Source organism: Klenkia soli, assembly GCF_900103975.1.
GTDB lineage: Bacteria > Actinomycetota > Actinomycetes > Mycobacteriales > Geodermatophilaceae > Klenkia > Klenkia soli.
This window is the reverse complement of sequence record NZ_FNIR01000018.1, coordinates 47,678-73,724: the sequence shown is the minus strand read 5'-3', so window position 1 is coordinate 73,724 and position 26,047 is coordinate 47,678. Positions and strand designations below refer to the sequence as shown.

Annotated in this window: 22 protein-coding genes and 1 tRNA gene; 13 read left to right on the top strand and 10 right to left on the bottom strand. The window is 70.9% G+C overall.

The annotated features are described in order from the left end of the window. The 4 genes from BLS67_RS21970 to BLS67_RS21955 form a co-directional block, all read left to right on the top strand. On the top strand, positions 1-852 hold an 852-nt coding region (locus tag BLS67_RS21970), incomplete at its 5' end, for a sugar phosphate isomerase/epimerase family protein (RefSeq protein ID WP_109504777.1). A 43-nt stretch (positions 853-895) separates the two neighbouring features. Beyond that, a complete protein-coding gene (locus tag BLS67_RS21965; protein ID WP_091250122.1) occupies positions 896-2,197 on the top strand; it encodes a CynX/NimT family MFS transporter in 1,302 nt (433 codons plus the stop codon). Positions 2,198-2,288: 91 nt separating this feature from the next. After that, the gene (locus BLS67_RS21960; protein ID WP_091250119.1) at positions 2,289-3,023 is read left to right on the top strand and encodes a dienelactone hydrolase family protein; all 735 of its coding nucleotides are present in this window, start codon (positions 2,289-2,291) and stop codon (positions 3,021-3,023) included. A 30-nt stretch (positions 3,024-3,053) separates the two neighbouring features. Beyond that, on the top strand, positions 3,054-5,771 hold the full coding sequence (locus BLS67_RS21955) for a S8 family serine peptidase (protein WP_091250116.1): 2,718 nt from the start codon (positions 3,054-3,056) through the stop codon (positions 5,769-5,771). Here BLS67_RS21955 and BLS67_RS21950 read toward each other — a convergent pair. Next, positions 5,768-6,391 carry a methyltransferase domain-containing protein gene (locus tag BLS67_RS21950; protein WP_091250112.1) on the bottom strand — a complete coding sequence of 208 codons (624 nt, stop codon included), beginning with the start codon at positions 6,389-6,391 and terminating at the stop codon, positions 5,768-5,770. The genes BLS67_RS21955 and BLS67_RS21950 overlap by 4 nt on opposite strands. 74 nt (positions 6,392-6,465) lie before the next feature. Between BLS67_RS21950 and BLS67_RS21945 the strand changes: the two genes are divergently transcribed. Beyond that, positions 6,466-6,539: transfer RNA gene (locus tag BLS67_RS21945), tRNA-Gly, on the top strand. Between the two features lie 164 nt (positions 6,540-6,703). Here the strand turns inward: BLS67_RS21945 and BLS67_RS21940 are convergent. From BLS67_RS21940 to BLS67_RS21925, 4 genes are all read right to left on the bottom strand, one after another. After that, entirely contained in the window at positions 6,704-7,117 is a 414-nt protein-coding gene (locus tag BLS67_RS21940; RefSeq protein ID WP_131801819.1) for a hypothetical protein, read from the bottom strand. A 478-nt stretch (positions 7,118-7,595) separates the two neighbouring features. Next, on the bottom strand, positions 7,596-8,777 hold the full coding sequence (locus BLS67_RS21935) for a DUF4062 domain-containing protein (protein ID WP_165617692.1): 1,182 nt from the start codon (positions 8,775-8,777) through the stop codon (positions 7,596-7,598). A gap of 102 nt (positions 8,778-8,879) precedes the next feature. Next, positions 8,880-9,413, bottom strand: coding sequence for a hypothetical protein (locus BLS67_RS21930; protein ID WP_207500807.1), 534 nt, complete (start codon positions 9,411-9,413; stop codon positions 8,880-8,882). Then, positions 9,410-10,552, bottom strand: coding sequence for a helix-turn-helix domain-containing protein (locus BLS67_RS21925; protein WP_091250100.1), 1,143 nt, complete (start codon positions 10,550-10,552; stop codon positions 9,410-9,412). The genes BLS67_RS21930 and BLS67_RS21925 overlap by 4 nt, the downstream gene beginning before the upstream one ends. A gap of 623 nt (positions 10,553-11,175) precedes the next feature. Between BLS67_RS21925 and BLS67_RS21920 the strand changes: the two genes are divergently transcribed. The 3 genes from BLS67_RS21920 (at position 11,176) to BLS67_RS21910 (ending at position 14,395) form a co-directional block, all read left to right on the top strand. Beyond that, entirely contained in the window at positions 11,176-12,219 is a 1,044-nt protein-coding gene (locus tag BLS67_RS21920) for an IS110 family RNA-guided transposase (RefSeq protein WP_091250097.1), read from the top strand. 781 nt (positions 12,220-13,000) lie between these two features. Continuing rightward, positions 13,001-13,222, top strand: coding sequence for an excisionase family DNA-binding protein (locus tag BLS67_RS21915; RefSeq protein ID WP_207500806.1), 222 nt, complete (start codon positions 13,001-13,003; stop codon positions 13,220-13,222). Between the two features lie 12 nt (positions 13,223-13,234). Further along, positions 13,235-14,395 (top strand): tyrosine-type recombinase/integrase, encoded by a 1,161-nt coding sequence (locus BLS67_RS21910; protein WP_091250090.1) that lies wholly within the window; start codon positions 13,235-13,237, stop codon positions 14,393-14,395. An 8-nt stretch (positions 14,396-14,403) separates the two neighbouring features. Here the strand turns inward: BLS67_RS21910 and BLS67_RS21905 are convergent, their stop codons facing one another. Beyond that, entirely contained in the window at positions 14,404-15,090 is a 687-nt protein-coding gene (locus BLS67_RS21905) for a type 1 glutamine amidotransferase domain-containing protein (protein WP_091250087.1), read from the bottom strand. Positions 15,091-15,183: 93 nt separating this feature from the next. Further along, positions 15,184-15,774: a TetR/AcrR family transcriptional regulator gene (locus BLS67_RS21900; RefSeq protein ID WP_091250081.1), complete on the bottom strand. Its 591-nt coding sequence runs from the start codon at positions 15,772-15,774 to the stop codon at positions 15,184-15,186. 140 nt (positions 15,775-15,914) lie between these two features. Between BLS67_RS21900 and BLS67_RS21895 the strand changes: the two genes are divergently transcribed. From BLS67_RS21895 to BLS67_RS21875, 5 genes are all read left to right on the top strand, one after another. Then, entirely contained in the window at positions 15,915-16,922 is a 1,008-nt protein-coding gene (locus tag BLS67_RS21895; RefSeq protein ID WP_091250077.1) for an NAD-dependent epimerase/dehydratase family protein, read from the top strand. Between the two features lie 653 nt (positions 16,923-17,575). Continuing rightward, positions 17,576-19,093, top strand: a complete 1,518-nt coding sequence (locus BLS67_RS21890) for a GAF domain-containing protein (protein WP_207500804.1) — start codon at positions 17,576-17,578, stop codon at positions 19,091-19,093. Further along, a complete protein-coding gene (locus BLS67_RS21885; RefSeq protein ID WP_091250070.1) occupies positions 19,090-20,868 on the top strand; it encodes an EAL domain-containing protein in 1,779 nt (592 codons plus the stop codon). The genes BLS67_RS21890 and BLS67_RS21885 overlap by 4 nt, the downstream gene beginning before the upstream one ends. 63 nt (positions 20,869-20,931) lie before the next feature. Next, a complete protein-coding gene (locus BLS67_RS21880) occupies positions 20,932-21,501 on the top strand; it encodes an NADPH-dependent FMN reductase (protein ID WP_091250067.1) in 570 nt (189 codons plus the stop codon). 4 nt (positions 21,502-21,505) lie between these two features. After that, positions 21,506-22,042: a GNAT family N-acetyltransferase gene (locus BLS67_RS21875; RefSeq protein WP_207500803.1), complete on the top strand. Its 537-nt coding sequence runs from the start codon at positions 21,506-21,508 to the stop codon at positions 22,040-22,042. 203 nt (positions 22,043-22,245) lie between these two features. On the opposite strand, the gene BLS67_RS21870 is transcribed toward BLS67_RS21875, so the two are convergent. The 3 genes from BLS67_RS21870 to BLS67_RS21860 are packed head-to-tail and all read right to left on the bottom strand — an operon-like array spanning position 22,246 to position 26,046. Next, positions 22,246-23,274: a type III polyketide synthase gene (locus tag BLS67_RS21870; RefSeq protein ID WP_091250064.1), complete on the bottom strand. Its 1,029-nt coding sequence runs from the start codon at positions 23,272-23,274 to the stop codon at positions 22,246-22,248. Positions 23,275-23,296: 22 nt separating this feature from the next. Further along, positions 23,297-24,019: a methyltransferase domain-containing protein gene (locus tag BLS67_RS21865; RefSeq protein WP_242654277.1), complete on the bottom strand. Its 723-nt coding sequence runs from the start codon at positions 24,017-24,019 to the stop codon at positions 23,297-23,299. Positions 24,020-24,039: 20 nt separating this feature from the next. Beyond that, a complete protein-coding gene (locus BLS67_RS21860) occupies positions 24,040-26,046 on the bottom strand; it encodes a glycoside hydrolase family 31 protein (protein ID WP_242654276.1) in 2,007 nt (668 codons plus the stop codon). Between the last annotated feature and the right edge of the window lies 1 nt (position 26,047).

The window sequence follows — 26,047 nt, the reverse complement described above, 5'->3', positions numbered from 1 at the left end:
TACCTGCGGGCGAAGAAGGACCTGCTCGAGCAGCACGGGCTGCAGGTCTTCGCGATCAGCAACCACCTCAACGGCCAGGCCGTGTGCGACGACCCGATCGACGCCCGGCACCAGAACATGGTCGACCCGCGGGTGTGGGGCGACGGCGACCCCGAGGGCGTCCGGCAGCGGGCGGCGGAGGAGATGAAGGCCACCGCCCACGCCGCCCAGGCTCTGGGCGTGAAGACGGTCGTCGGGTTCACCGGGTCCTCGATCTGGAAGACCGTCGCGATGTTCCCGCCGGTGCCCGAGTCGATGGTCGCCGCCGGGTACCAGGATTTCGCCGACCGGTGGAACCCGATCCTGGATGAGTTCGACGCCGCCGGGGTCCGGTTCGCCCACGAGGTGCACCCCAGCGAGATCGCCTACGACTACTGGACGACGGTGGCCACGATGGAGGCCATCGGCCACCGCGAGGCCTTCGGCCTGAACTGGGACCCCTCGCACTTCGTGTGGCAGGACCTGGACCCGGTCGGGTTCCTGTGGGACTTCCGCGACCGGATCTACCACGTGGACTGCAAGGACGCGAAGAAGCAGGTGGGCAACGGCCGCAACGGCCGGATGGGCTCCCACCTGCCCTGGGCCGACCCCCGCCGCGGCTGGGACTTCGTGTCCACCGGGCACGGCGACGTCCCGTGGGAGGCGTGCTTCCGGATGCTGAACACCATCGGCTACGACGGGCCGATCAGCATCGAGTGGGAGGACGCCGGCATGGACCGCCTGGTCGGCGCACCCGAGGCGCTGGAGTTCGTCCGGAAGCTGGCGTTCGACCCGCCGTCGGCCGCCTTCGACGCGGCGTTCTCGCGCAGCTGACCCGGCGCCCGCGCACAGCGGACGCCGAGGAGACTGGACCCTCGTGAGCACCGCAGCACCAGCCCCCGTCGGAACCTCCCGCCGGGGGCTGGTGCTCGTCGCGGTCGCGATCGTGCTCACCGGGTTCAACCTGCGGACGGCGGTCAACGGCGTCGGCCCCGTGCTGCAGGAGATCGAGCGGGGCCTGGGCATCTCCTCGGGCGCCGCCGGCCTGATCACCACGATGCCGCTGCTCTGCTTCGCCGTCATCGGGTTCGCCGGGCCGCCGCTGGCCGCCCGCTTCCGCGACGGGCACGTGCTGGCCGGCGCCCTGCTGGTCATGGCCGTCGGGCTGCTGGGACGGGCGGTGGCGCCGTCGTTCTGGCTGTTCCTGCTCGGCACCGTGGCCACCATGGTCGGCGGGGCTCTGGGCAACGTGCTGCTGCCCGGCATCGTCAAGCACTGGTTCCCGCACCGCACCGGGCTGCTGGTCGGCGCCTACAGCACGACGATGGCCGTCGGCGGCGCCGTGGCCAGCGTGTCCACCGCACCCATCGCCGCCTCGGTCGGTGCCGACGGGTGGCGGTGGGCGCTGGGCGTGTGGGCGGTGTTCGCCGTCCTCGCCGTCGTCCCGTGGTTGCTGGTCCCCCGGCGGGCCACCACCGGCGGGGCACCCGCCGGCGCCGTGCGGCTGCGGCTGCTCGTGCGGTCGTCGCTGGCCTGGCAGCTGGCGGTGTTCTTCGGGCTGCAGGCGATGCAGGCCTACGTGATCGTCGGCTGGACGGCGCAGTACCTGCGCGACGAGGGCATGTCCGCCGCGGCCGCCGGTGTGCTGGTCGGGATCAACGCGCTGATCGTCATCCCGCTCAACGCGCTCGTGCCGTCGGGTGCGGTGCGGCAGAGCTGGCAGCGGCCGATGCTGGTCGGCTTCATGGCCTGCTACCTGGTCGGCTGGACCGGGCTGCTGCTCTCCCCGCTCACGCTGACCTGGCTGTGGATGTCGATGCTCGGCATCGGCATGGGCACGTTCGCGATGGTGCTGTCGCTGCTCGGGCTCCGCGCCCGCACGCCCGAGACGGTCAACGCGCTCTCGACGGTGGTGCAGGGCTGGGGCTACTCGATCGCCGCGGTCGGGCCGCTGCTGGTGGGCCTGCTGCGTGGCCTGACCGGCGGCTACACCGGCATGTTCGTGCTGGTCTACGCCGGCGTGGCCGGGTTGTTCGTCACCGGCTGGTTGGTCTGCGCCGACCGGCAGGTGGACGACGAGGTGCCCGCCCTGGCGGCCACCTCCCCGGCCGCCGGGCAGCCCGAGGTCGAGACGGCCGGCGTCGAGTCGCCCGTGGTGGTCGACACCACCCCGAGGTGAGCGGGGCGCACGCCGGATCGGCCGGGTGCGGTCCGGGCCGGGGTGGCGCACGCTGGGGCGCTGCCCGTGCGACGCCGACGAGAGGGTTCCCGTGTCCCGATCCACCCAGGTCGACGTCCCCGTGGCCGGCGGGCGCACGATGCGGGCGACCCTCGTGCTGCCCGACGGCGAGGTGCCCGCGGGCGGCTGGCCGGGCGTGCTGGTGGTGCACGAGGCCTTCGGGCTCACCCCCGAGATCACCGCGGTGGGCGCGATGTTCGCCGATCGCGGGTGGGTGGCCGTCGTCCCCGACGTGGTGAGCGCGGGCAGCAAGGTGGGGTGCCTGCTGCGCACGGCGCGGGAGATGGTCGCCCGGCGTCCGGGCCCGGTGGTCGACGACCTGGTCTCGGTGCAGCAGTGGCTGGCGGCGCGGGACGACGTGGCGCCCGACCGGACGACGGCGATCGGGTTCTGCATGGGCGGGCAGTTCGCCCTGCTGCTGGGCACCCTGGCCCCCGACGGGCTCGCCGCGGTGAGCGCCAACTACGGGCAGCCCCCGGCCGACGACGTGGACCTCACTCGCTGCCCGCCGGTGATCGCCGGCTACGGCGAGCGCGACCGGTTCCTCGCCGGTGCCGGGCCGGCCCTCGAGGCCCGGCTGGCCGCGGCCGGGGTGGAGCACGAGGTGCACACCTACCCGGGGGCCGCGCACTCCTTCCTCACCGGGGACCACCGGCTGCTGGGGTTCGTCCCGCTGCCCGGCACCCGGTACACGGCGTCCGCGGCCGAGGACGCCTGGCCGCGGATCTTCGCCTTCCTCGAGCGGCACACCTCCCCGGAGGGGTGATCCCCCTCCAGTCCCCGACAACGGAGACCGATGGGTCTCCGAGGCGCGCACCGGGCGCGCCGCGGGGAGTGGACCGTCGTGGGCAGTGCGTGGAGCGCCGATCGCAGGATCCTGGCCGCCGGGATGGCGGCCACCGTGGTGGTCGGGTTCGCCGTCGCGGCCGCCGTCGACGCGCTCGCCGCACCGCAGGTCGACGTCGCCGACGGCTACGGACCCGGTGACGGGCTCAGCCGCTGGGTGCTCGGCACCGCCGACCCGGCCGCGCTCGTCACCACCGCCGCTGCGACCCCCGGCGTGGTCAACGCCCAGCCGCTGGCCGACGGCGGGGTGCTGGTGGCCACGGAGTCGGCCGACCCGACGCCGCTGGCGACGATCCCCGGGGTGACCTCGGTGGAGCCGTCGGTCTCCGTGCCGGTGCTCGGCGACCCGACGGACCCCTACTGGTCCGCCTACGGCTGGAACCTGGAGAACACCGGGAGCAACTTCTACAACCAGTCCGGGATCCCCGACGCCGACGTCGACGCCACCGCCGGGTGGGGCGCGACGACGGGGGCCGGCGAGGTCGTCGCCGTGCTCGACACCGGCTACGACCTGGACCACGAGGACATGGCCGGCGCCCTCTGGACCAACCGGCTGGAGCCCTGCGGGTCGGTGGACACCGACGGCAACGGCAAGGCCGGGGACTGCCACGGCTGGGACTTCACCCGCAACTCACCGGTCGTGGACGCCGACGTCAACGGGTCGCACGGGGTGTCGGTGGCCGGGGTCATCGCCGCCCGGGCGGGCAACGGCCTCGGGTCGGCCGGGGTCGCCCCCGGCGCGAGCATCATGCCGCTGGTCATCGGGAGCGGGCCGAACGTGGACGTCAACCTGGGCTCGCAGGCGATCCGGTACGCCGTCGACCACGGTGCCACGGTCATCAACGCCTCCTGGGGCGGCGCCTTCACCGGCACCGCGCTGGCCGCGCTGCAGTCGGCGGTGGCCTACGCCGGGGCCCACGACGTCCTGGTCGTCGCCGCGGCGGGCAACGACTCCGCGAACCGCGACACCAACGCCCTGTACCCGGCGTCGCTGACCGACCCCGCGGTGGTGACGGTCGGCAGCTCCACCGCGGCGGACACCCTGTCCGGCTCGTCGGCCTACGGCGCCACCTCGGTCGACCTGATGGCCCCGGGCAACCTGGTCTTCACCACCTGGTTCGACGGCGGGTACCGGCTGGTGAGCGGCACCTCGATCGCCGCCCCCGAGACCGCCGCGGTGATCGCGCAGTACCGCAGCCTCATGCCCTCCGCCACGGCCGCGGACATCAAGCAGGCCCTGCTCGCCGACGTCGACCCGGTGCCGGCGTTCGCCGGCAGGTCCGTCACCGGCGGACGCCTGACCACCGACGGCCTCACCGCCCTGGGCAGCCAGGACGTGCGCTGGACCTACACCGGCATGACCGGCGCACCGGGCACCATCAGCCCTGCGCTGACCAGCAGCTCGACCCTGCCGGCCGGCGACTACGCCGCCGTCCTCGGGCTGGGCATGCGGGTGGACGGCGAGGTCTACGCGGTGTCCGGGCAGTCGATCACGGTCGGCGGCGCCACCGTGACCACCGACGACACCGGCACCGTCACCGTCCCGCTGGGCACGCGGAGCCCGTCGTCGGGTGCCCTCGTCGTCACGCCGACCACGACCCTGGCCGAGGGGCAGTACGTGCTGACCGTCCAGCTGCTGCAGGACGCCGCACCGCTCGGCCGGACGTCGGCCGCGCCGCTCACCGTGGCGACCGCGTCCGCGGCCCCGACGACGTCCTCCGGGCCGTCGGGATCGGCCCCGACCGGCTCCCCGACCAGCTCCGCAGCCGACCACACGGGCACCTCGCCCGCGACCACGGGTCCGGCCGGTCCGGGCAGCTCCGGTGGTCCCGGCGCCTCGGGGTCCAGCAGCTCGTCCTCGGCCGCGCCGTCGGGGACCGCGGCCCCGACGACCTCCGCCCGGCCGACCAGCGCGCCCTCCACCACGGGTGGGGCCGCGCCGAGCGGAGCCGCGGGACCGACGACGGCGGCACCGAGCACCTCGGGCGCCGCCCCCGGCACCGCCGCGCCGACGACCACCGCGGCACCCACCTCGGCGGGCAGCGGCCCGACGGGCAGCGGTCCGACCGGCAGCGCGCCCACGACCGGCGCCGGGCCCATCGCGGCCACCCCGACGGCCGCGCCGAGCACGACCTCGGCAGCCCCGACGACCACGCCGCCGACCGGGTCGGCCACCTACCCCGGCGCGGGGGACTTCCGGGTCACGTCGCTGAGCCCCACCCAGGTGGACGCCGCCGGCGGTGCTGCGGTGACGGTGCGCGGCACCTTCCCCGTCGTCCCCCGGGTGCGGGTCGGCGCCGCCGGGCTGGCCACGATCATCTCGTCGAGCTCGACCCAGGTCGTGTTCACCGCGCCGCAGCGGGTGGCGGGCACCTACGACGTGCTGCTGTCCACCACCAGTGGGCTGGAGTCCCTGCTGCCGCAGGCCCTGACCTACGTCTCCTCCTCCGGCCCCGGGGGGAGCGCACCCACGACCGGCGCGGCGCCCACCACCGGCGCAGCGCCCACGGTGGCCCTCCCGCCGGGGGTGACGTCGGCGCCCCCGACCCCGGTGGTGCTCACCGGACCCGGGGGTCAGCGACTCGTGGGGACGGCGTTCTTCTCCTCGCTGCCGACCTCGGTGTTCGCGGTGGACTGCTGGTCGTCCTGCGCGGGGACGTTGATCTAGGCCCGGCGAGCGGTGACCGCCCACAGCGGGTCGCCGCGGCCGGGCGGGGTGCGGAGCTGCACGTCGGGCTCGGTGAACCCGCCGGCCCGGCGCAGCAGCTCGGCGACCAGGCCGCCGTGCTGCTCGTCGGAGGTGGCCAGCCACCCGTGCACGGCCTTGGTCGGGAAGCACCGGTTGGAGAAGGTGATGGCGACGACGCCGCCGGGCCGCAGCACGCGGGCGGCCTCGGCGAGCACCTCCACCGGCCTGGTCAGGTAGTCGATCGAGACGCAGCAGACGACGGCGTCCACGTCGGCGTCGGGCAGCGGGATGTGCGGGTCGGCGTTGAGGTCGTGCACCACCCGCTCGGTGGCCACCGGGTTGGCCTCGAGCTCGGCGGCGTTCATGCCCAGGACGACGAGCTCGGCCGGCGGGTTCTCGAAGTGCGAGACCCAGGAGCTCATCAGGTCCAGTGCCCGGCCGGTGACGCCCAGCTCGGTGTAGAGGGCCCCGACGGCGGCGATGGCCCGGTCGTCGATGTGGGTGACCAGGCGGGGCGGGCCGTAGAAGATGGTGTCGGGCGTGGCGTCGTCCCGGTCGAAGAAGCCGGGCGGGAAGCCGTCGTACGGGTCGGTGCTCACCGCTCGAGTGTGCGGCCGCGGTGGGGGCCTCCGCCGGGCGGAGCGGGCGCTGCGGTAAGGTTCTGGAGCACTCCGCGGGTGTAGTTCAATGGTAGAACATCAGCTTCCCAAGCTGACAGTGCGAGTTCGATTCTCGTCACCCGCTCCACGTAAAGCCGCAGGTCAACGGATGGTTATGAAGATCATCTCAAGCTGCTGGGCATGGTCATTCATGACCTACAACCCCCCTCTGTGACCTAACTTCGCCCCCACTTAGGTCATGACTAGGTCACGTTGGCCGAGTCCAGGACGACGCATAGCGCCGCAGCCACCTCACCCCGCCAGGGTGACGTACAGCCCGACGTCATCGACACCACGCCCGGCTGCGAAGGGCGCGGAGGCCGCCTCGGTGCGCAGCCGCGCTCCTACAATCTGCCAATAAATTGCGAGCCCGCTGAGGTCAACGGCGGCGACCACGCGTTGATCGCTGCGGCCACCCAGGTCATCGACCAACACGGTGACGGCGAGGTGCACACCGTCGGTGCTGCCGTCCGCGACGAGCGCGGTGACATCCACGTTGCGGTCAACCTGTCGCACTTCCCCGGCGGCCTCCGCGCCGAACTGGTGGCGCTCGGGGCTGCCCGCGCCGCAGGAGCACGGAAACCCCAGACCATCGTGGCCGTCGGCGATGTCGGCCGGGGAGTGCTTTCGCCATGCGGGCGAGACCGGCAGGTCTTCGCTGACCACCACCCGAGGCTGCGGGTCATCGTCTCCACAGGTAGCGGGCCGACTGTGGTCCAACCAGGCGCCCTGTTGCCGCACGCGTACCGGGTTCCGACTGGCCCATCAGCTGACGGTGCGCCGCAGAAGGTCGCGATGCCGGGGAATCCGGTCGGCGCGCAAAGTTCGCCAGGTGACAGTCCCTAGCACTGGATATCCGTTAGCAGTCACAGCCTCGGTGGACTCCGGATGCACGTGAAGGTCCGGGCCTCGCTGCTGTGTCCGAGCGCGAAGTGGCCCAGGTATGCGCCCGCAGTGCTGCCGCCGATGCCCACCGTCGGTTGAGGTCACAGCTCGCGCCGCTTGACCATTCATCGCCTATTCACTGGCCATACCTAGCTTGACGGTCAGCCACCTGCTCGCTCTAGGGACCAACCGTGGTCGCCCCAGCAAATGAGGGCTAACCCAGGAGTGTTGATGAACTCGCGGACGATGTCTCCGGAGGTCAGCTCCTCGTTTCGCTCTGCTCCAATTGAGCAGTGGAACCGATGCCATCCGATTTGGCAGTCCGTAGGGCCCGAAGACGCAGCAGCTGCTGGGTACCTCGATCGGTAAGACGCCAATATGTGTTCGTGTCACTCCCGGGTCGTCGTTTGCTGCCATTTGCAATCAGACCCAAGGCGGAGAATTGCACCTTTACATCATTGAAACTATCTAGCGTGACCTCCACGTCGTAGATCGCTCCCACCCTTCGATCCTCCTTTGCGTCACCTTCCACCCCATCGGCGTCATTGTTGTTGTTGTCGTCGTCGTCGTCGTCGTCAAGAAGATCTTCTCTTGTCAGCCGATCGCAGAGTGCCGTGAGACGCTCGCGCAGGTACTCCTCAGACGCCTCGTCCATGAGTTCTGGTCCAATGTGCTTGAACACATCATTCCAAGTTGGTTTGACTACCCAAATGCCGTGGGCTCTATTACGCGCGAACGCGTCCTTTGCGTCGATCCGCCACTGATAGTGAAATTCGACCTGACAGCGAAGCGAAGCCGTCTCGTCGCCCTGCATCAGATCCGCCGGGTCGAACATTAGCGAACCCTGCCTCTGCTCATCATGCAGTTCCGCCGAGAGCTCGCGTACTCTTGCTCGAAGCTCGACCAACTCTTGCTGGACGATGGGTGTCATGGCGTGGTTGCCTCGAATCCATCCAACTGCTGGGTGCGACTTGCGGGTTTGCATGATGGCGAGCGCCACCTGCCCCGGAAGATCACCCGGCTCGTTCCAATACTTCACCATCTTATTCTCGATTTTTGCTCTAAATTTCTCCAACTTCTCCCGCAACTCAGGGTCAAGATCAACCCTTTCCGCTATGAGTTTTCCAGGGTTTCCGTGCAAAAATCCCATCACCGGCTTATTTTTCTCGACTGCGTAGTCGAACTCCATCTCCGTATAGGAAATCTGTTCGACGTCGTCGACACTGCCGTAGCGGCCGCCCACAATTACCACGTAATAGTCGCACAAATCTATGACACCTTGAATTAGGTTCCATTTTTCACTGTCTGAAGCGGGGAAGAGTTCCATCCCGGAGGGGATGCAGTCCGCTTCAAGGAGTGTCTGAAGGACAGCGCGACGTTCTGCCACTAGGTCCTTGAAAGTGGAACTAATGAACACCTGCTCACGCTTCTCGATCGCCACTAAACAATCCGCCTTTGTCCTGTCGCCCAAAAATGTACGACTTATCGTCCCCGCCGCACGCCGCAATGGCAATCCGGAACAGCAGGGTTGAAGCATTTATCGCTAAGTCCCCGCCTCGAATTCCGGCCGGGTAGGCACGAGCAAGTTACGCCCCGCTGCAGCCATTCCCTCAAGCATTTCATAGGCATCGGCGCTACTCACGTCACCCCCAGCAACGCCTTCTGCTAACACCTGCCAGGTTTTCCGCGTGAGAATTCCTTGTCTTTGCGCGAAATCGAAGGCGTCTCGATCGTCGCTTATCCAACAGGAACCCGTGAATTCGGAAGTCCTGAGGATGAAGCATGTTTGGGCTTCGCCCAAGTGTTGGGTCGGCCGATCATCTCCGCCGCCGAACACACCCCGTCGGATGCGTTCGACCTTGCCAATCGAATCCTCGTCCTCTACTGCGATCGGTTCACCCAACCAGGGTATAGGGCTCCGAAGAGCAGGCAAATAGTTCCCGGACTTCCGCGCCTCCTGCTCAACCGCTTCAGTCCATCGTCCGCGATCACGGAGGATGTCGCGAAGAAGATCAAGCTCCCCCACTGCTGCAAAATTGCAGAGAACCGTATTGTCCGGGAAAAGCCACAGAGTCACGGTTCGAAGTCTTGGTCGTCCTTGCCGGCGTTCGTGTTCCCCCCACCGCCCTGTTCCAAGAGAGACCGCACGTCATCGACATCTACTTCAAGCAAGTTGGCGAAAGGACGAAGCGTAATAGCCCCGTGGTCATACGCCACCAAGAGATCGGCGGCGAGGCCAAATGGCGGGCGACGCGTCTGGCTTTCTTTGGTCCATTTAGCCAACTCTTTTGTCCGCTTAGCGAGCGAGGCGCATCGAGCTGTATTAAAGGTTGCCAATTGGCGCCGCCTGAAATCCGATGCCAGGCCCAGGTTGAAGAGCCTCCAGGAAAGGGCGCTAGGTGACACACCTAGGTCCATGACCAAATGAGCAAAGTCAAGATCGCTCGCCTCGCCCGAGTTCCAGCCTTTCGATTCTCGGCGCAGCCTTGAGGCTGGCATTAGGAAATTAGCGGCAAAGACATTCGCGCGCTTCTCCGTCTTGTCGGCGGCATGCATAACGTCCTGGTCAATGTGGAGCGCCTGATCATCCTCGGCAAGCAGGTGCCCCAATTCATGCGCCATTGTAAAGCGCTGGCGCGTGGCTGAATCAGTGGTACTGACGACAATAACCGCGCAATGTTCGTCTCTCCACGCCACCCCGTCGCAGTCCCTGCCCGCAGGAACGCGAGCCACGTCGAAACCAAAAACCCGCTCGATGTCGCTCTCTAGGTCCATGACAGTTTGACCGTCAGCCCTCGACATCAAGTTCGCGGCTTGCTCAGCGAGGGCCTCACCCTGCTTGATGTAGCCCCCACCTCGAGTTGGGCGAATCTCAGCGACAGGGCGCTGACGCTGAAATACGAAGTCAAGATCATGGCGAAATTTTGCAATACGCCTCGCTTCTTCGATCGCCCCACTTTGGACAGCCTCTGCTTTTGAGGCGGCTCGTGCTGCCAGCGCAGGCTCGGGTGATTGAACACCGAGAAGGTAGTCAACCGAAACCCCACCAACCTCTGCAATATTCGCAAGGTCGAGCGATGTAAATCGGCGCGTTCCGCTCAGGGACTTGCTCATTTTGGAGGAGTCAAGACCTGCCCTGGCCGCAAACTCGCCGTGCGCCAACCCTGACTCTTCAATGACATGACGAACACGCTCCGTCACCACAGATGCCTGCATGTGACGTAAACTACGTCACTCTTGCGATAATCGCAACACTGCGGGACTATGTCGCGCCGCACATCGTGACGCCCTCTTGGCGACCGGCGGCTAACCCGATGAGCGTTGCCGCTCCATCCATCTGGCCCGGGCGGGGCGAGCCAAACGCAGGCGGCCGGGCGGCAACGATTCAGCGACATGCAACTCGGTCAGCCGAAACCCCCGCAGAGATCCAGCTTTCGCGGCCGGACAGCCCCGGCCGACGTTGGGAGGAGATGCGGCACACCCGTGCAGATCGTTCGACTGGGCTTCAGCAAACCCACCGGTTATCGCGGAACCAGGCAATACACGTCAGACGACACACATCTAAACGCAACACACCCAAGCCCGACACACCTCATGCATCTGCGGTAATGAGGTGCCTCGTCACCCCGGCGGGGCGCTCGCGGGCGTCACCGGTGAGGCTCTACCTCTTGCTGCCTGCTGCGGTTGGGCATGGCTTCCGCAATGACTGCCCGCCGGTGACGTCTTCGGTGTTCGGGGCGGTCGACGCCTGATAGGAGCATGGGCACCCGCGGCCCGCAGATGCATGCGCTGCGCCCCGACACCGTCTTCGCGAGCCACCTCCCCGCGAAGGAGTCACCGTGCTGGCCGGCATCGACACCCACAAGGACACCTTGGCCGTCGCCGTCATCGACCCGGTCGGGCGACCGCTGGTCGTGACCGACCTGGCCAACACCGAGGCCGGGTTCGACGAACTCCAGGCCCTACTCGCCGAACACGCAGTCGACCGGGTCGGGATCGAGGGCTCGGGCAACTACGGCCGCGGCGCTGCCATCCGACTCGCGATGGCCGGCGGCATGCAGGTCGTGGAGGTGCCGCCCTCGCTGACCTCCAGGGAGCGGTCCAGCCGGCCCGGGCAGGGCAAGACCGACCCCGTGGACTGCCTGGCCATAGCCCGGATCACCGCCCGGGAGACCGACCTACCACCGGTGCGCCTGGCCGTCGGACAAGCCGCCGACCTGCGTGCACTGGCCGACTACCGCAATCAGCTCGTCGCCGAACGCACCGCCCTGGCCAACCGCACCCACGCCGAGCTGCATGGCCTGCTCCCCGGCTACCAGGTGACCGTGCCGCGACTGACCGCACCGACGTTCATCACCGCCGCCACCGATGTCTTGCGGGGTGACACCCGGACCCGCGCTCAGCTCACCCTACGACGACTGACCCGCCTCACCGAGCTGACCGCCCAGATCAAGGAAATCACCGCCCTGATCACCACCACGATGGACACCATCGACACCGGACTCTCCGACCTCTACGGAGTGGGCCCGGTCGGCGCGGCCACGATCCTCGGCGAGCTCGCCGACATCCGCCGTTACCGATCCCGGCACGCCTTCGCCGCCGCCAACGGCACCGCCCCCATCCCCGCCTCATCCGGCCGCACCAGCCGCCACCGACTCAACCGAGCCGGCAACCGCACGCTGAACCGGGTGCTCTACACGATGGCCATCACCCAGATCCGCGCAGACACCGAAGGACGGGCCTACTACCAGCGCAAACGCGCCGAGGGAAAGACCGGCCGCGAAGCCCTCCGCTGCCTCAAGCGACGACTCTCCGACCTGATCTACACCACCATGCACGCCGACCTCGCGAAGCAATCAACGCCCGTCACAACCAAGGCCTGAGATACCCGGCAGCGCCGCACCTCGCGGCAGTTGACACATAGGAGCTCATCTCGGGTGCCGGCGACTCGTCGTGACACCTGCTCGGGATGCGTGACGCCTCTGCACCACATGCCAAGCCAACAATCTCGTCGCGAGCAGGAACGCCGACGTGAGCGCGAGCGCCGACGTCAAGCAACCGTCGATCACCACCAGGCAAGCGCAGCCGACGCCTCAGTGACGCCAGCTGGAGCCGCGCCCGCAGAGAACCGCCGTCGGGCCGCCGTGAGCTGCGGATGGTGCCGTGGCCTCATCACCCCGAAGCCTCGGGGGCCGGTGCCGAAGTGGTGCTCAGCCTCCTGCCGGCAACGGGCCTGGGAGCAACGCCGCGCGGCCTCGTCCGGTCTGAGCGCGGTCGAGGTCGTCGAACGCATCGTCCGCGTCCCCGCCATCTCACCCCGGCCGCAGCCACGCCGAGAGCCGAGGAACCGCGAGTGGAGAGGGCTGATCCACGAGCTCACCCGTCAGGTCTCCGGATACCACGTCGACGCCCAGTACCTGATCGGCATCGCCTACGAGCTCCGGTCCCTCATCGAGGCACTCGAGGACAGGGATGCGTGGAGCACGATCCGCTGGCGCGACCAACAGCGACCCAGGTTCACCCGCGCCGACCCACACGACCCCGACCACCTACGTCACCCCGGCCGGGATGACATCTGGTGAACCGCCACGCCACCTGCTGAGCGCGACAGGCCACCGCACCCGCGACACCGCACGGGTGAGCACCAGCGCCAGGAGGCAGCCCTTGACCACCGCCAGCAACCGCGCCGCCGACCGCCTGCACGACATCGACAGCGCGGCCGCCTACCTCCGGTGCGGGCGGCGCCTGGTCTACCGGCTCGTCGCCGAGCGCCGGCTCACACACACCAAGGCCGGCCGTTCCCTGCGGTTCTGGCAGTCGGACCTCGACGCCTACCTCGACGCCGGGACCGTGCGCTCGACGGGCTCGTCCCCCACCGCGGTCTGACGGCCGGCCGCGATGGCGTCCCGCGCCTCCTTCGGGGCCATCGACAAGATGGCGTCGGGCAAGTGGCGTGCCCGGTGCACCGGCCCTGATGGCAAGCGCCGGTCGGCCACCTTCCCCACCAAGGCCGACGCCCGGGTCTGGCCCGCCACCCAGCAGACCGACGCCGTCCGCCGCATGTGGCGGGCACCCGAGGGCGCTCGTCGCACGGTCGACAAGTTCGCCGCCGACTACCTGAAGCGCCAGGACCTTCGCGACTCAACGCGGGTCCTCTACGCCAACCTCTGGCGGCTGCACCTCGCCGACCGCTGGACCGGCGTCGAGGTCGGCGACGTCACCCCTGCGATGGTGCGCAGCTGGCACACCACCGCGGCCGCGACGACGGGGCCGGCCGTTCTCGCCCAGAGCTACCGCCTGCTGCGCGCCGTCCTGGGCGTCGCCGTTGCCGACGACGCGATCCCGGCCAACCCGTGCAAGCTGCGCGGGGCGTCCACCCCGAAGGCGGCCCGGCCGTCCCGTGCGCTGACCGCCGCCGAGGCAACCGCCATCGCCGACCACCTCGGCCGGTCGACCCGCACCGAGCGGTACAGCGCGCTGGTCCTCGTCCTCACGTTCGCTGGACTCCGGTTCGGGGAGGCGGCCGCGCTGCGCCGGTCCGATGTCCTGGACGGCGGGGAACGGCTGCGGATCGAGCGGGCCGTGCGCTACTACGACGGCCGCTGGGTGGTCGGTGAGCCCAAGACCGAGGCCGGGCACCGCACGGTCGCCCTGCCCACCAGCGTCCGCCTCGCGCTGCTCAAGCACATAGACCGGTACGTGCCGGACACCCCGGACGCGCTCGTGTTCGGCACCCGCAGCGGCGGGTTCCTCAGCGTCGCGAACTTCGGCAAGACCTTCCGCCGCGCCGCCGACGCCGTCGGGCTCGGCCCGGTCCGGCTGCACGAGCTGCGGCACACCGGGGCCACCCTCGCCGCGGCGGCCGGGGCGAGCACGAAGGAGCTCATGCGCCGGCTCGGCCACGCCAGCCCGGACGCCGCGCTGATCTACCAGCACGCCAACGACGACCGCGACGCCGAGATCGCCCGCGCCCTCGAGGCCCGCATCCGACCACCGCAGCCGCCGACCCCGACGTCGCGACGTCCCCGCATCAACAACCGTCCTGGGCCGAGGCGCTAGAACAATCCTCAGCGGAGCGCCGCGACGACCTTCTCGGCGGCCTCCTTCGCCGATCCGGGGTTCTGACCGGTGACCAGGTTGCCGTCGACCACCGCGTAGGAGACGAACGGGAGCTTGGCCTTGGTGTAGCGGGCACCCCTGTCCTTGGCGCGCTGCTCGGCGTTGTAGGGCACCAGCTTGTCCACGCGAGCCAGGACTTCCTCCTGCCAGGCGAAACCGGTCATGGTTTTGCCGGCGATCAGGTAGGTCCCATCGCTGAGGGTGGTGTCGAGCAGTCCGCAATACCCGTGGCAGACCGACGCAACGACACCGCCGCGTTCATAGATCTCGCGGGTGATGCGCTGGAGGCCTTCGCTGCCGGGGAAGTCGTACATCACGGCGTGGCCGCCGGTGAAGAAGATGGCCTCGTAGTCGGCGGGGTCTACCTGGTCGGGGCTCAGCGTGTTCTCGAGCAGGGCCATCCTGGCCGGGTCGGCTCGCCACGCCTTGGCGGTCTTGTCGTAGTTGGGGAACTTGAGCGACCGGGGCTCGAGGGGGACGGCGCCGCCGGCGGGGCTGACAAGCGTCTGCTGGAAGCCGGCGTCCTCGAAGACGTGCCAGGCATGGGTGAGCTCCGACAACCACAGCCCGGTGGGATGGCTGGGGTCGTCGTAGTGCCCGACGTTGGTGACGACGTCCAGGATGCGCCGGGTCATGGTTCGGTCTCGCTCCCCGCCTCGATGTTTGCATTGCTCACATCGACGGTAGCGCCCCGCGCCTCGCCGGTCAAAGGGTCACCCGGGAGACGGTCATCCTCGTTGGGTCGACGACCGTGCGTCGACGACAGCGAGGAAGGACGCGCGAACCTGGGCCAACACGACATCCACCGACGGACCGGTCAGCTTGCGATCCAGGTAGAGGCACGCCATGCCGTGCACCAGGCCCCACCCACCGAGGGCGACGTCGACAGGGTCGGAGTCGGGGAAGACCCGGGTGATGGCAGTGGCGAGCAGCTCATGGACCGCGGCTGCCGCTCGGACCCGCTCCTCGCTCTCGCGGTCGCACTCGTCGCCGAACATCAGCCGGAACAGCGCCGGCCGACGCAGCGCGAACCCGACGTAGGCAGCCCCCAGATCGGCCAGTCCCTCCACCGAGTCCGGCAGAGGGCGGTCGGCCGTCAGGTTCGCCTCGAGGTCGCGCAGGCCCTGCGCGGCCAACGCCGACACCAGAGCATCGCGGTCGGGGAAGTGACGGTAGGGAGCCGTCGGCGATACGCCGGTCTCCCGCGCGATGGCCCGGATGGAGAACTCCTGCCCCCGCTCGAGCATCTCCATGGCCGCAGCGATGAGAGCAGCCCGCAGGTCTCCGTGGTGGTAGGTCGTCTTCACCGTCGACGCCATCTCGCCCTCCCGACACCAGATGCGACGCGGCGATGGTTGCCGGTCATGCCCGCGCCCACCCTACGGCAGATGTTGACTCTGCTTACATCGCGGCCTACCGTGCGAAGTGAGCACCGCATACATCAAGTCGGAGGAACAGCATGCAGACCATCCTCGGGGCCAACGGCCAGATCGCCACCGAGCTCGCCCGCTATCTCCATGACCACGTCACCCCCGACCTCCGCCTGGTCAGCCGCCGGCCTCAGAAGGTCCACGACACCGACCAGCTCGCCGCTGCCGACCTCACCGACGCCGACGCGACCCGCGCCGCCGTCGCGGACAGCGAGATCGCCTACCTCACCGTCGGCCTGCCCATGAACTCGGCGCTGTGGGAGCGGCAGTTCCCTGCGATGATGGCCAACACCATTGCCGCCTGCAGCGCGCATGGCACCAAGCTGGTGTTCTTCGACAACACCTACATGTACCCCAAGACCGCGGCACCCCAGACTGAGGACACCCCGTTCCAGCCGACGGGACGCAAGGCCGTCGTCCGCGCACGGATCACCACCATGCTGCAGAACGCCATGGACGCCGGCGACGTCGACGCGGTCATCTGCCGGGCGCCGGAGTTCTACGGACCCGGCAGGACACAGAGCCTGACCAACACCGCGATCCTCGACCGTCTCGCGCAGGGGCGGCGCGCCATGATCCCGCTGGACGCGCACACCCAGCGGTCCCTGATCTGGACACCCGACGCGAGCCGCGCCATGGGACTCATCGGCAACACCGCGGACGCCTACGGACAGACCTGGCACCTGCCCATCGACACCGACCGGCTGACCTACGCCCAGATCGTCGAGGTCGCCTCCGCCAGCGTCGGAACCGACCTCGGCTACCGCACCGTCCCGGCTGCGCTCTTCACGCTCGGTGCACTGTTCAACCCCGCCATCCGGGAAGCCGGCGAACTGCTCCCCCGGTACCGGCAGGACAACATCTTCGAGGCCACCAAGTTCGCCACCCGGTTCCCCGAGTTCACGGTCACCTCCTACCGGTCCGGCATCGCCGAACTGATGGGGGCGGGACACCCGCGCCCAGGCAAGGCCACCGCAGGCACCGCGCCGGACGCCGCGACAACCCCGCACGCCGAGCGCCCCGGCCCGAAGAGTTAGGTCATTCCGAGGTCACAGCTGGGGTGACAAGCCGAAACAGGCACTCTGACCTGGGCTTTCGCGCGCCGCACTGGTCCTTCCCAAGCTGACAGTGCGAGTTCGACTCTCGTCACCCGCTCCACCCAGCAGCCCAGGTCGGCCAGCGCCCATGCAGAGGACGGTCGACCGCTGCGGGCGGAGGACACCGTCAGCGCGGTCGGCGGCGCGGTCACCGTCGTCGCGTTCCCGCTCGTCGCCCTGCAGACGCGGACCGGTTGCCCCGTCGTCCGGTGTTCCTCGGCAGCACGGTCGCCGCCGGGGTGGCGGTCGGCAGCGGGTCGACCTCTACCCCCGGGGCCGGCCTGGCCGGGTGGACACGATCGACGTGATCCCGGGCGTCGTTCTGCCTCACCAGCCCGGTGCGGCGGCTGAGCGACCTCCCCGCTCCGGACGACGAGCCGAGCGTCCAGCCGGTGCATCGATGGGCGTGGGCCTGTGCAACGGCGGTTCCGGAACGCGGCATCACCCATTGCGGCCGATTCTGGGTCGTTATCTTCGCTTTCGGCTCAACGCCCGGCGGTGACGGCCGTAGAGACCCTGACCGGAGGAGCAGGTCCACCGGGCGGGGCAGAGCGGGGTTCTCCATGTTCAGCAGTCGTGGTTCGCGGTCGGCCGTGGGCACTCTCGTCGAGGACCACACCGAGGACGTCGACGCGGTGACCGCGGTGATCACCGCCCTGGCCGCGGCCACCGACACCCGGGGCGCCGTGGTCGCCGCCCTCACGGCGGTGCGCCAGGCGTTCGGCTACGCCTACGGCTCCCACTGGGTGATCGACCCCGCCACGGACACCCTGCGGTTCTCCTCCGAGAGCGGCTCGGTCAGCGACGAGTTCGCCCGGGTCACCGCGACGGCGACCTTCGCCCGCGGCGTCGGGTTGTCCGGCCGCGCCTGGGCGGCGAAGGACCTCGTCGTCACCGCCAACCTCGGCGAGATGAAGGACTGCGTGCGCGCCCCGGTCGCCCTGCGGGTGGGCGTGCGCTCGGGCATCTGCTTCCCGCTGTTCGCCGACGGCCAGGTCACCGGCACGATGGACTTCTTCTGCATGAAGGAGCTCACCCCCTCACCCCGGCGGCTGGCCACCCTGCGCTGCGTGGGCACCCTGGTCTCCCAGGCCATCGCCCGCTTCCAGGCGGTCGCCGCCGACCAGAAGACCGCCCAGGACGTCGCCACCGTCACCCAGGTCCTCCAGCAGCTGACCACCGCCGGCGACGCCGAGACCGCCCTGCGGATGGCCCTCGACAGCATCCGCAGCGGCTTCGGCTGGGCCTACGGCTCCTTCTGGCGGGTCGACCCCTCGGCCGGAGTGCTGCGCTTCGAGCGGGAGTCCGGCGACGTGGGGCCGGAGTTCCGCGCCGTCACCCTGTCGGCCACCTTCGCCCCGGGGGTGGGCCTGTCCGGGCGGACCTGGCGCAACAAGGACCTCTTCTTCGTCCCCGACCTGGGGCAGATGACCGACTGCGTGCGGGCCCCCGTCGCCCAGAAGGCCGGCGTGAAGTCCGGCGTCTGCCTGCCCATCGTCTGCGGCGGCGAGATCATCGGCACGATGGACTTCTTCGCCACCTGGACGATGGTGCTGTCCCCGGGTCGCGAGGCCGCGCTGCGCAACACCGCGTTCCTGCTCGGGCAGGCCCTCGACCGGATCGCCGCGACCGAGCAGCTGAGCACCGCGGGCCGGGAGCTGGTGATCTCCATCGAGGAGGTCGAGCGCAACGTGCTGTCCGCGACCGACGTGGCCGGGCAGGGCCGCACCCTGGCCGACGAGGCCAACCGGGTCGTCGCCCAGCTCGGCGAGTCCAGCCAGCAGGTCGGCCAGGTCGCCCACACCATCAGCAGCATCGCCGCCCAGACCAACCTGCTGGCCCTCAACGCCACCATCGAGGCCGCCCGCGCCGGCGAGGCGGGCAAGGGCTTCGCCGTCGTGGCCAACGAGGTCAAGGAGCTCGCCCGCGAGACCGCGGTGGCCACCACCGACGTGACGGACAAGATCACCGCGATCCAGGAGCAGGTGGACGCCGTGGTGGCCGCCCTGGCGTCCATCGGCACCGTGATCGAGACGATCAACGAGACCCAGGCCGTCATCGGCGGGGTGCTGACCGAGCAGGTCGCGGTCACCCGGGCGATCCTCGGATGACTACCGGGCGGCTGGACGCGTTGCGCTCGATGGTCGCGATCGCCGAGGTCCCGGGCGAGCCCGGCATCCTCGACGAGCTGGTGAGCACGGCCCGCCGGCTGCTGTCGGCGCCGTTCGGCATCGCGTTGCTCGTCTCCGCCGACGGCACGCCCACCGCCCTGTCCCACCAGGGCATGACCGAGGAGCAGGTCGGCGCCATGCCGCACCTGCCCCGACCCGTCGGGCTGGTCGGGGTCGTCCTGGCGGGGACCGTGCTGCGCCTGACCCGGATGGCCGACCACCCGGCCTCGGTCGGGTTCCCCGTCGGGCACGTCGCGATGGGAGCGCTGCTGGCGGCGCCCATCACCGTCGACGACACCGTCCTCGGCGCGCTGTACCTGACCCGCAGCCCCGACGAGCGGGCGTTCAGCGCCGAGGAGGAGGCCGAGGTGCTGGCGCTGGCCCGGATGGCGGGGCTGGTCGTCGCCGTCCGCCGCCGGATGATCGGCCGACGCGACGCCCTGGACGGCCTGGTCACCATGGGCCTGGGGCTCACCGAGACCGCAGAGCGTGGACCGCTGGGGACGGCCGCCTCCATCGACCAGCTCGTGGACGCCGCCCGTGCCGCGCTGGGGGTCGACGTCGCCTTCCTGTCCCACCTGGACGACGCACGGCAGACGGTCAGCCACGTCAGCGCCCGCCCCGGCACGACAGGCCTCAGCCCGGGGATGCTCGTCCCGACCGCGGCCAGCTACTGCGCGGCGGTGCTGCGCGGCGACCTGCCCTCCTCGATCCCCGACGTCGCCGCGCACCCCGTCGCCTCGGCCATCCCGGTCTCCCCGACCCTGCGCGCGGGTTCCTACAACGGGGTCCCCGTCACGCTCGAGGACGGCAGCGTGCACGGCACCCTCTGCGCGCTGGACGGGGCCGGCACCACGGTGGCCGACAGCGCGTCGCGCACCGAGACGCTGCAGGTGCTGGCCCGGCTGGTCGCCGGCCGGATCGACCACCACCGCGCCGAACGTCGCCGCAGCGACGGGGACCGGGCGGTCCTCGCCCCGCTGCTCGACGGCTCGCGCCGGACCACGGTGCTGCAACCGATCGTCGCCCTGGCCACCGGCCACCCGGTGGGTTACGAAGCCCTGTCCCGGTTCACCGACGTGCACGGCGGAGCCCTGCGCCCGGACCTCGTCTTCGCCGAGGCCACCCGGCTGCAGCTGGGCCCGCAGCTCGAGCAGGCCGCGCTCGCCTCAGCACTGCAGCTGCTGCCGCGCATCCCCGACACCTGCTACCTGTCGGTCAACGTCTCCCCGCGGGCACTGGCCGACCCGGCCACCCACGACCTCCTCACCTCGGTCCCCGGGGACCGGTTGCTGCTGGAGATCACCGAGCACGAGGCGGTGCCGGACTACCGGTCCCTGGCCCGGCTGACCGGGCACCTGCGCCACCGCGGCATCCGCATCGCCGTCGACGACGCGGGCTCGGGGTACGCCAGCCTGCAGCACGTCACGGAGCTGAGCCCCGACGTGATCAAGCTCGACATCGCCTTCGTGCGGCACGTCGACACCGACCGCAACCGTCGGGCCATCGCCCGTGCGCTCATCGCCTACGCCGGCGAGACCGGCGCCACCCTCGTCGCCGAGGGCATCGAGACCCCGGCCGAGCGCGACCAGCTGCTCGCCCTCGGGGCGCCGCTGGGCCAGGGGTACCTCCTCGGCCGCCCCCAGCCGGTCGACGACCTCTTCCCCCGCCCGGCACCGCCCCGTGCGCTCCGACGCACCCCGGCGGCCGTGTGAGGGCGGACCGGTCCACGGAGTAGCTTGAGGGCTCAACCAAGCGTCGTCCCCAGGAGCTCCCCCGTGTCCCGTCCCGTCCTGCAGGTGATCGCCGGCAGCACCCGCCCCGGCCGCAAGGGCATCGCCGTGGCCCGCTGGGTCGCGCAGCAGGCGGAGGCCCACGGCGGGTTCGACGTCGAGCTGGTCGACCTCGCCGACGCCGGCCTGCCGGTGCTCGACGAGCCCAACCACCCGCGCCTGGGCCAGTACACGCAGCAGCACACCAAGGACTGGTCGGCCACCGTCTCCCGGGCCGACGCCTTCGTGTTCGTCTTCCCCGAGTACAACCACTCGATCCCCGGCGGGCTCAAGAACGCCATCGACTTCCTCTTCCACGAGTGGGCCGACAAGGCCGCCGGCCTGGTCTCCTACGGCGGCGTCTCCGCCGGCACGCGCTCGGCCGCCGCGCTGAAGCCGGTGCTCGGGGCGCTGCGCGTCGTCCCCGTGGTCGAGGCCGCCACGATCCCGTTCTTCACCCAGTTCATCGACGACGACGGCGTGTTCACCGGCAACGCCGAGCTGCAGGCCGGCGCCACCGCGATGCTCGACGAGATCGCCCGCCTGACCGGCAAGCTCCGGGGCCCGCGAGACTGACCGGGTGGAGCTGCGCACCCTGCCGACCGCCAACCTGACCGCGGCGGAGCGCACCGCGCTGCGCGACCTCCTCGACGGCGCCTTCGCCGGCGACGACCCCTTCGACGACGAGGACTGGGGTCATGCCCTCGGCGGGGTGCACGTGCTCGCCTCGCGCGACGGCGAGCTGCTCGGCCACGCCGCCGTGGTGGGGCGCCAGCTGATCGCCGGCGGCCGCACGCTGCGCACCGGGTACGTCGAGGCGGTGGCCGTCGCCGCCGCGGCCCGTCGGCAGGGCATCGCCGGCGCCCTCATGGCCGAGGTCGAGCGGCTGATCCGCGGCGGGTTCGAGCTCGGCGCCCTCGCGGCCAGCGCCGACGGCGCCGCGCTCTACGACGCGCGGGGGTGGACCCGGTGGACCGGTCCGCTGCGCTGCCTCACCCCCGACGGCGTCGTGGACGGCGACGGCAGCTGGGTCTACGTCCTCCCGGTCCCCGGCATCGACGCGGGCACCGGAGACCTCCCGCTGATCTGCGACTGGCGGCGCGGCAGCCTCTGGTGAGCCATGCCGGTTGTGCGCGACCGATTGCGGAGCGTGCCGACCCGCAGGGCACGTGGGACCCGCGATGCACCCCGTCCCACCTGGCGTCGACGGGAGTGGCGGCCGCACCGCGCAGGGGCCACGATCCTCCCGGCGGATGGGAGACGGACTCGTTCCGTCCCACCGCCAGACCGGGCCCTGCCCCCGCCCGGTCGACCCAGCGGTCAGGCCGGCAGCAGCAGGGTCGCGTAGAGCGTCAGCCCCGGCCCGAAGGCCATGGCCACCACCGGTCCGTCCACCTCGCCGAGCTCCTCGAGCACCAGCAGCACGGTCGCCGACGAGCAGTTGCCGTGCTCGGCCAGCACCCGCCGCGAGGGCGCGATCTGCTCCTCGGTGAGCCCGAGCTGGTCGCGGGCGACGTCCAGGATGCGCGGCCCCCCGGGGTGCACCGCCCACCCGGCGACGTCCTCGACCCGCAGCCCGGCGGTGTCCAGCAGCTCCTGCACGACGTCGCCCACGTGCCGGGCCAGGACGTCGGGCACCCGCGGCGAGAGCCCCATCTTGAAGCCGAGGTCGGTGACGTCCCAGGTCATGTGGTCGGCGGTCGAGTGGTCGGTGCGGGCCACGGTGGCCGCGACCCGCATGCCGCGCCGGGCGTCGGGCTGGAGGACCACGGCGCTGGCGGCGTCGCTGAACAGCGCGTGCGCGACCACCTGGGACAGGTCGTCGCGGGCCGGCTGCACGTGCAGGCTGGTCAGCTCGCAGCACAGCAGCACCGCCGGCCGGGACCGCGCGGTCACGTAGTCGCCGACCGCGCCGAGCCCGGGCAGCGCGGCGTAGCAGCCCATGTGGCCGACCAGCAGCCGCTGCACGCCGGCCGGCATGCCCAGGTCGCTGGCCAGCCGGATGTCCAGCCCCGGGGTGGCGTACCCGGTGCAGGTGACGACGGCGAACAGGCCGACGTCGCCGGGGGCCAGGCCCGCGGAGTCCAGCGCTGCGGCCACGGCCTGCTTGCCCAGCGGCAGCGCCTCGTCGACGTAGCGCTCCATGCGGGCGCCGGTGCCCCACCCGGAGATGTCCTCGTGCACCGGGTTGACCACGGCGTGCCGGGTGCGCACCCCGGCCGCGGAGAACACCCGGCGGGCCGACCGCAGACCGGTGTAGTGCTGGGCGAAGAAGCCCTCCCACACCTCGTCCTGGGTGTAGGACGCCGGCAGGGCTCGGCCCGCGCCGGTGATGACGGCGCCGCTCATCGGGCCGGGTCCTGGGGAAGCGTCACTTCTCCGACGGTACGGGGCCCGGGCGTTTCCGGCCGTACCCGGCGAAGAGGATGCCGCTCCAGCGCATGGGCACCATGCGCACGCCCGGGCGTCGTCCCCGCTTCCAGGCGACCAGGTCGCGCACCGAGGGCCGCAGCCCGACCAGCCGCAGGTCCAGGCCCAGGCGGTCGGCCGCGGCCAGCAGCCGGGCGCGGTCGACGAACAGGGCGCGGTCGTGGATGCCCGGCGGCGGGCCGCCCGGGATCCGCTCGGCGATGCCCACGGCGACCGGCCCGGCCAGCCAGGAGTCCGCGATCGCGTCGATCACCAGCGCCCCGCCGGGCTTCAGCAGCCGGGCGCACTCGGCGAGCACCGCGACGTCGTCCTCGACGTGCTCGAGGATCTCGCCGCAGACGACGACGTCGGCGCACCCGTCGGCCAACGGCACGGCCAGCACCGACCCGCGGACGGCGCCCACCCCGTGCTCGCGGGCCAGCCCCAGCCCGGCGGCACCGAGGTCGACGCCGACGTGCCGGTAGCCCAGGCGCTGCACGTGCGGGGCCATGAGCCCGCCGCCGCAGGCCAGGTCGACCAGGACGGCGTCGGGTGAGGGCGCGGGCGGCAGGTGCTCGGCGCGGGAGGCGGCCAGCCAGTGCAGCATCGCGAACCCGCCGGCCGGCACCCACCACTGGTCGGCGAGCTGGTCGTACTGGGCGGGGTCGTTGCGGGGCAGCGCCACGGGAGCCGACGCTACGGCCCTCAGCCCCGCAGGTCGACGCCGCTGCCCGCGCGTAGCAGCACCGGGATGCGGTCCAGCGGGGCGGCCACCGTGACCGTCGTCCCGCCGGCGTGCTCGGTGCCGTCCCACGCGTCGACCCAGTCGGCGCCGGCCGGCAGGTACACCGACCGCTCACGCACGCCGGCCGCCAGCACCGGCGCGACCAGGACGTCGGGGCCGAGCAGGAACTGGTCCTCGACCTCCCAGCACCGCGGGTCGTCGGGGAACTGCAGGAACAGCGCCCGCATCGGCGGGACGCCGGTGGCCGAGGCGTGCGCCATCTGCTCGTGCAGGTAGGGCCGCACCCGCTCGCGCAGCTGCAGCTGGTCGGTCAGCACCTCCTGGACCTCCGGGCCGTAGGACCAGACCTCGTTGGGCCCGCCGGTCATGTCCGGGCCCACGTTCACCTCGGCGTCGCGCTCGATGCGCGGCTCGCGGTCGCCGTGCAGCCGCAGCACCGGGCAGAACACCGAGAACTGGAACCAGCGCACCAGCAGCTCGCGGTAGTCGGGGTCCTCGACGTGGCCGCCGTGGAACCCGCCGATGTCGCTGTTCCACCACGAGATGCCCGACAGGCCCACGTTGAGGGCGCTGACCACCTGGTTGCGCAGGCTGGCCCACGTGGTCGGGACGTCGCCGGACCACAGCAGCGCACCGAACCGCTGGCTGCCCGCCCACGCCGAGCGGATGAGCATCACCGGGGCGGTCTCGCCCTCGGCCCGCATGGCCTCGTCGAAGCCGCGCACGTGCTCGCGCGGGTAGGCGTTGGCCACCTCGGAGCCGGTGCCGGCGGCGTAGACGAAGTTGTGGTGGTGCCCGGGGAAGACCTCGGGCTCGCAGGCGTCCAGCCACCAGGTGCGCAGGCCGCGGTCGTAGTAGTGCTGCTTGACCTGGCCCCACACGTAGGCCCGCGCCCCGGGGTCGAACGCGTCGTAGTAGCTGGCCCCGATCGGCCGGTCGACGCCGCGGTCGACCCAGTCCATCGAGTACCGCATGCCGTTGCGCGTGCGGGTGAGGAAGCCCTGCCGGCGCATCGGCTCGAAGTTGCGGCTCAGCGGCGAGACCAGCGGCCACACCGAGGTCAGCAGCCGCACACCCATCTCCGCGAGCTCGGCGACCATGCCCTCGGGGTCGGGCCAGGCCTCGGCGTCGAAGTCCCAGTCGCCGACCTGCCGCCAGTGGAAGAAGTCGTTGACGATCACCGACATCGGCAGGCCCAGCTCGTGGTGCCGGCGGGCCACGGCCAGCAGCTCGTCCTGGCTGCGGTAGCGCAGCTTGGACTGCCAGAACCCCGAGGCCCAGTCGGGGAACTCCGGCGGGGTGCCCGTGACCGCCCCGTAGTGCTGCAGGACGTCGGCCGGGGTCGGGCCGGCGGTCACCCAGTAGTCGATCTGCTGCGCGGCGTCGGCGATCCACCGCGTGCCGGTGCGCCCCAGCTCCACCCGGCCCAGCGCCGGGTTGTTCCACAGGAACCCGTAGCCGCGGCTGGAGACCAGGAACGGGATCGACACCTCGGCGTTGCGCTGCACCAGCTCGACGACGGCGCCCTTCTGGTCGAACAACCCGTGCTGGTGCTGGCCCAGGCCGAACAGCTTCTCGTCCTCGTGCGCGGCGAAGTTCTGGGAGAGGGTGAACAGCCCGCCGCCGGCGTCGGTGAAGTTGCGGGCCCGCGGCCAGGAGAAGTGGGTGCGCTCCTCGCGGAGCAGCTCGACGCCGGTCACCACGTCGGTGAAGGTCAGCTCCCCGACGGCGTCCACCCGCACCTGCAGCCGGCCGTGGGTGAGGGTCGCCGTCCCGTCCTCGTGCCGCTGCGTGCGCACCTCGCCGGGGATGACCGGCAGCTCCAGCGCGCCCAGCAGCCCGTCGCGCAGCGGGCCGACCGCGGCGCGCACCCGCACGGCGTCGGGCCCCCAGGGCACGACCTCGAGGCGGTGGGTCTCCTCGACCCAGGCCAGGCGGTCGGGGAGGACGGTGAGCTGGTCGGACACG

Excerpts from the sequence above, each read along its gene's own strand:
- BLS67_RS21895 (WP_091250077.1), top strand. The coding sequence starts at position 15,915 with ATGCAGACCATCCTCGGGGCCAACGGCCAGATCGCCACCGAGCTCGCC.
- BLS67_RS21900 (WP_091250081.1), bottom strand. The coding sequence starts at position 15,774 with ATGGCGTCGACGGTGAAGACGACCTACCACCACGGAGACCTGCGGGCT.
- BLS67_RS21885 (WP_091250070.1), top strand. The coding sequence starts at position 19,090 with ATGACTACCGGGCGGCTGGACGCGTTGCGCTCGATGGTCGCGATCGCC.
- BLS67_RS21870 (WP_091250064.1), bottom strand. The coding sequence starts at position 23,274 with ATGAGCGGCGCCGTCATCACCGGCGCGGGCCGAGCCCTGCCGGCGTCC.
- BLS67_RS21925 (WP_091250100.1), bottom strand. The coding sequence starts at position 10,552 with ATGCAGGCATCTGTGGTGACGGAGCGTGTTCGTCATGTCATTGAAGAG.
- BLS67_RS21905 (WP_091250087.1), bottom strand. The coding sequence starts at position 15,090 with ATGACCCGGCGCATCCTGGACGTCGTCACCAACGTCGGGCACTACGAC.
- BLS67_RS21955 (WP_091250116.1), top strand. The coding sequence starts at position 3,054 with ATGGGTCTCCGAGGCGCGCACCGGGCGCGCCGCGGGGAGTGGACCGTC.
- BLS67_RS21910 (WP_091250090.1), top strand. The coding sequence starts at position 13,235 with ATGGCGTCCCGCGCCTCCTTCGGGGCCATCGACAAGATGGCGTCGGGC.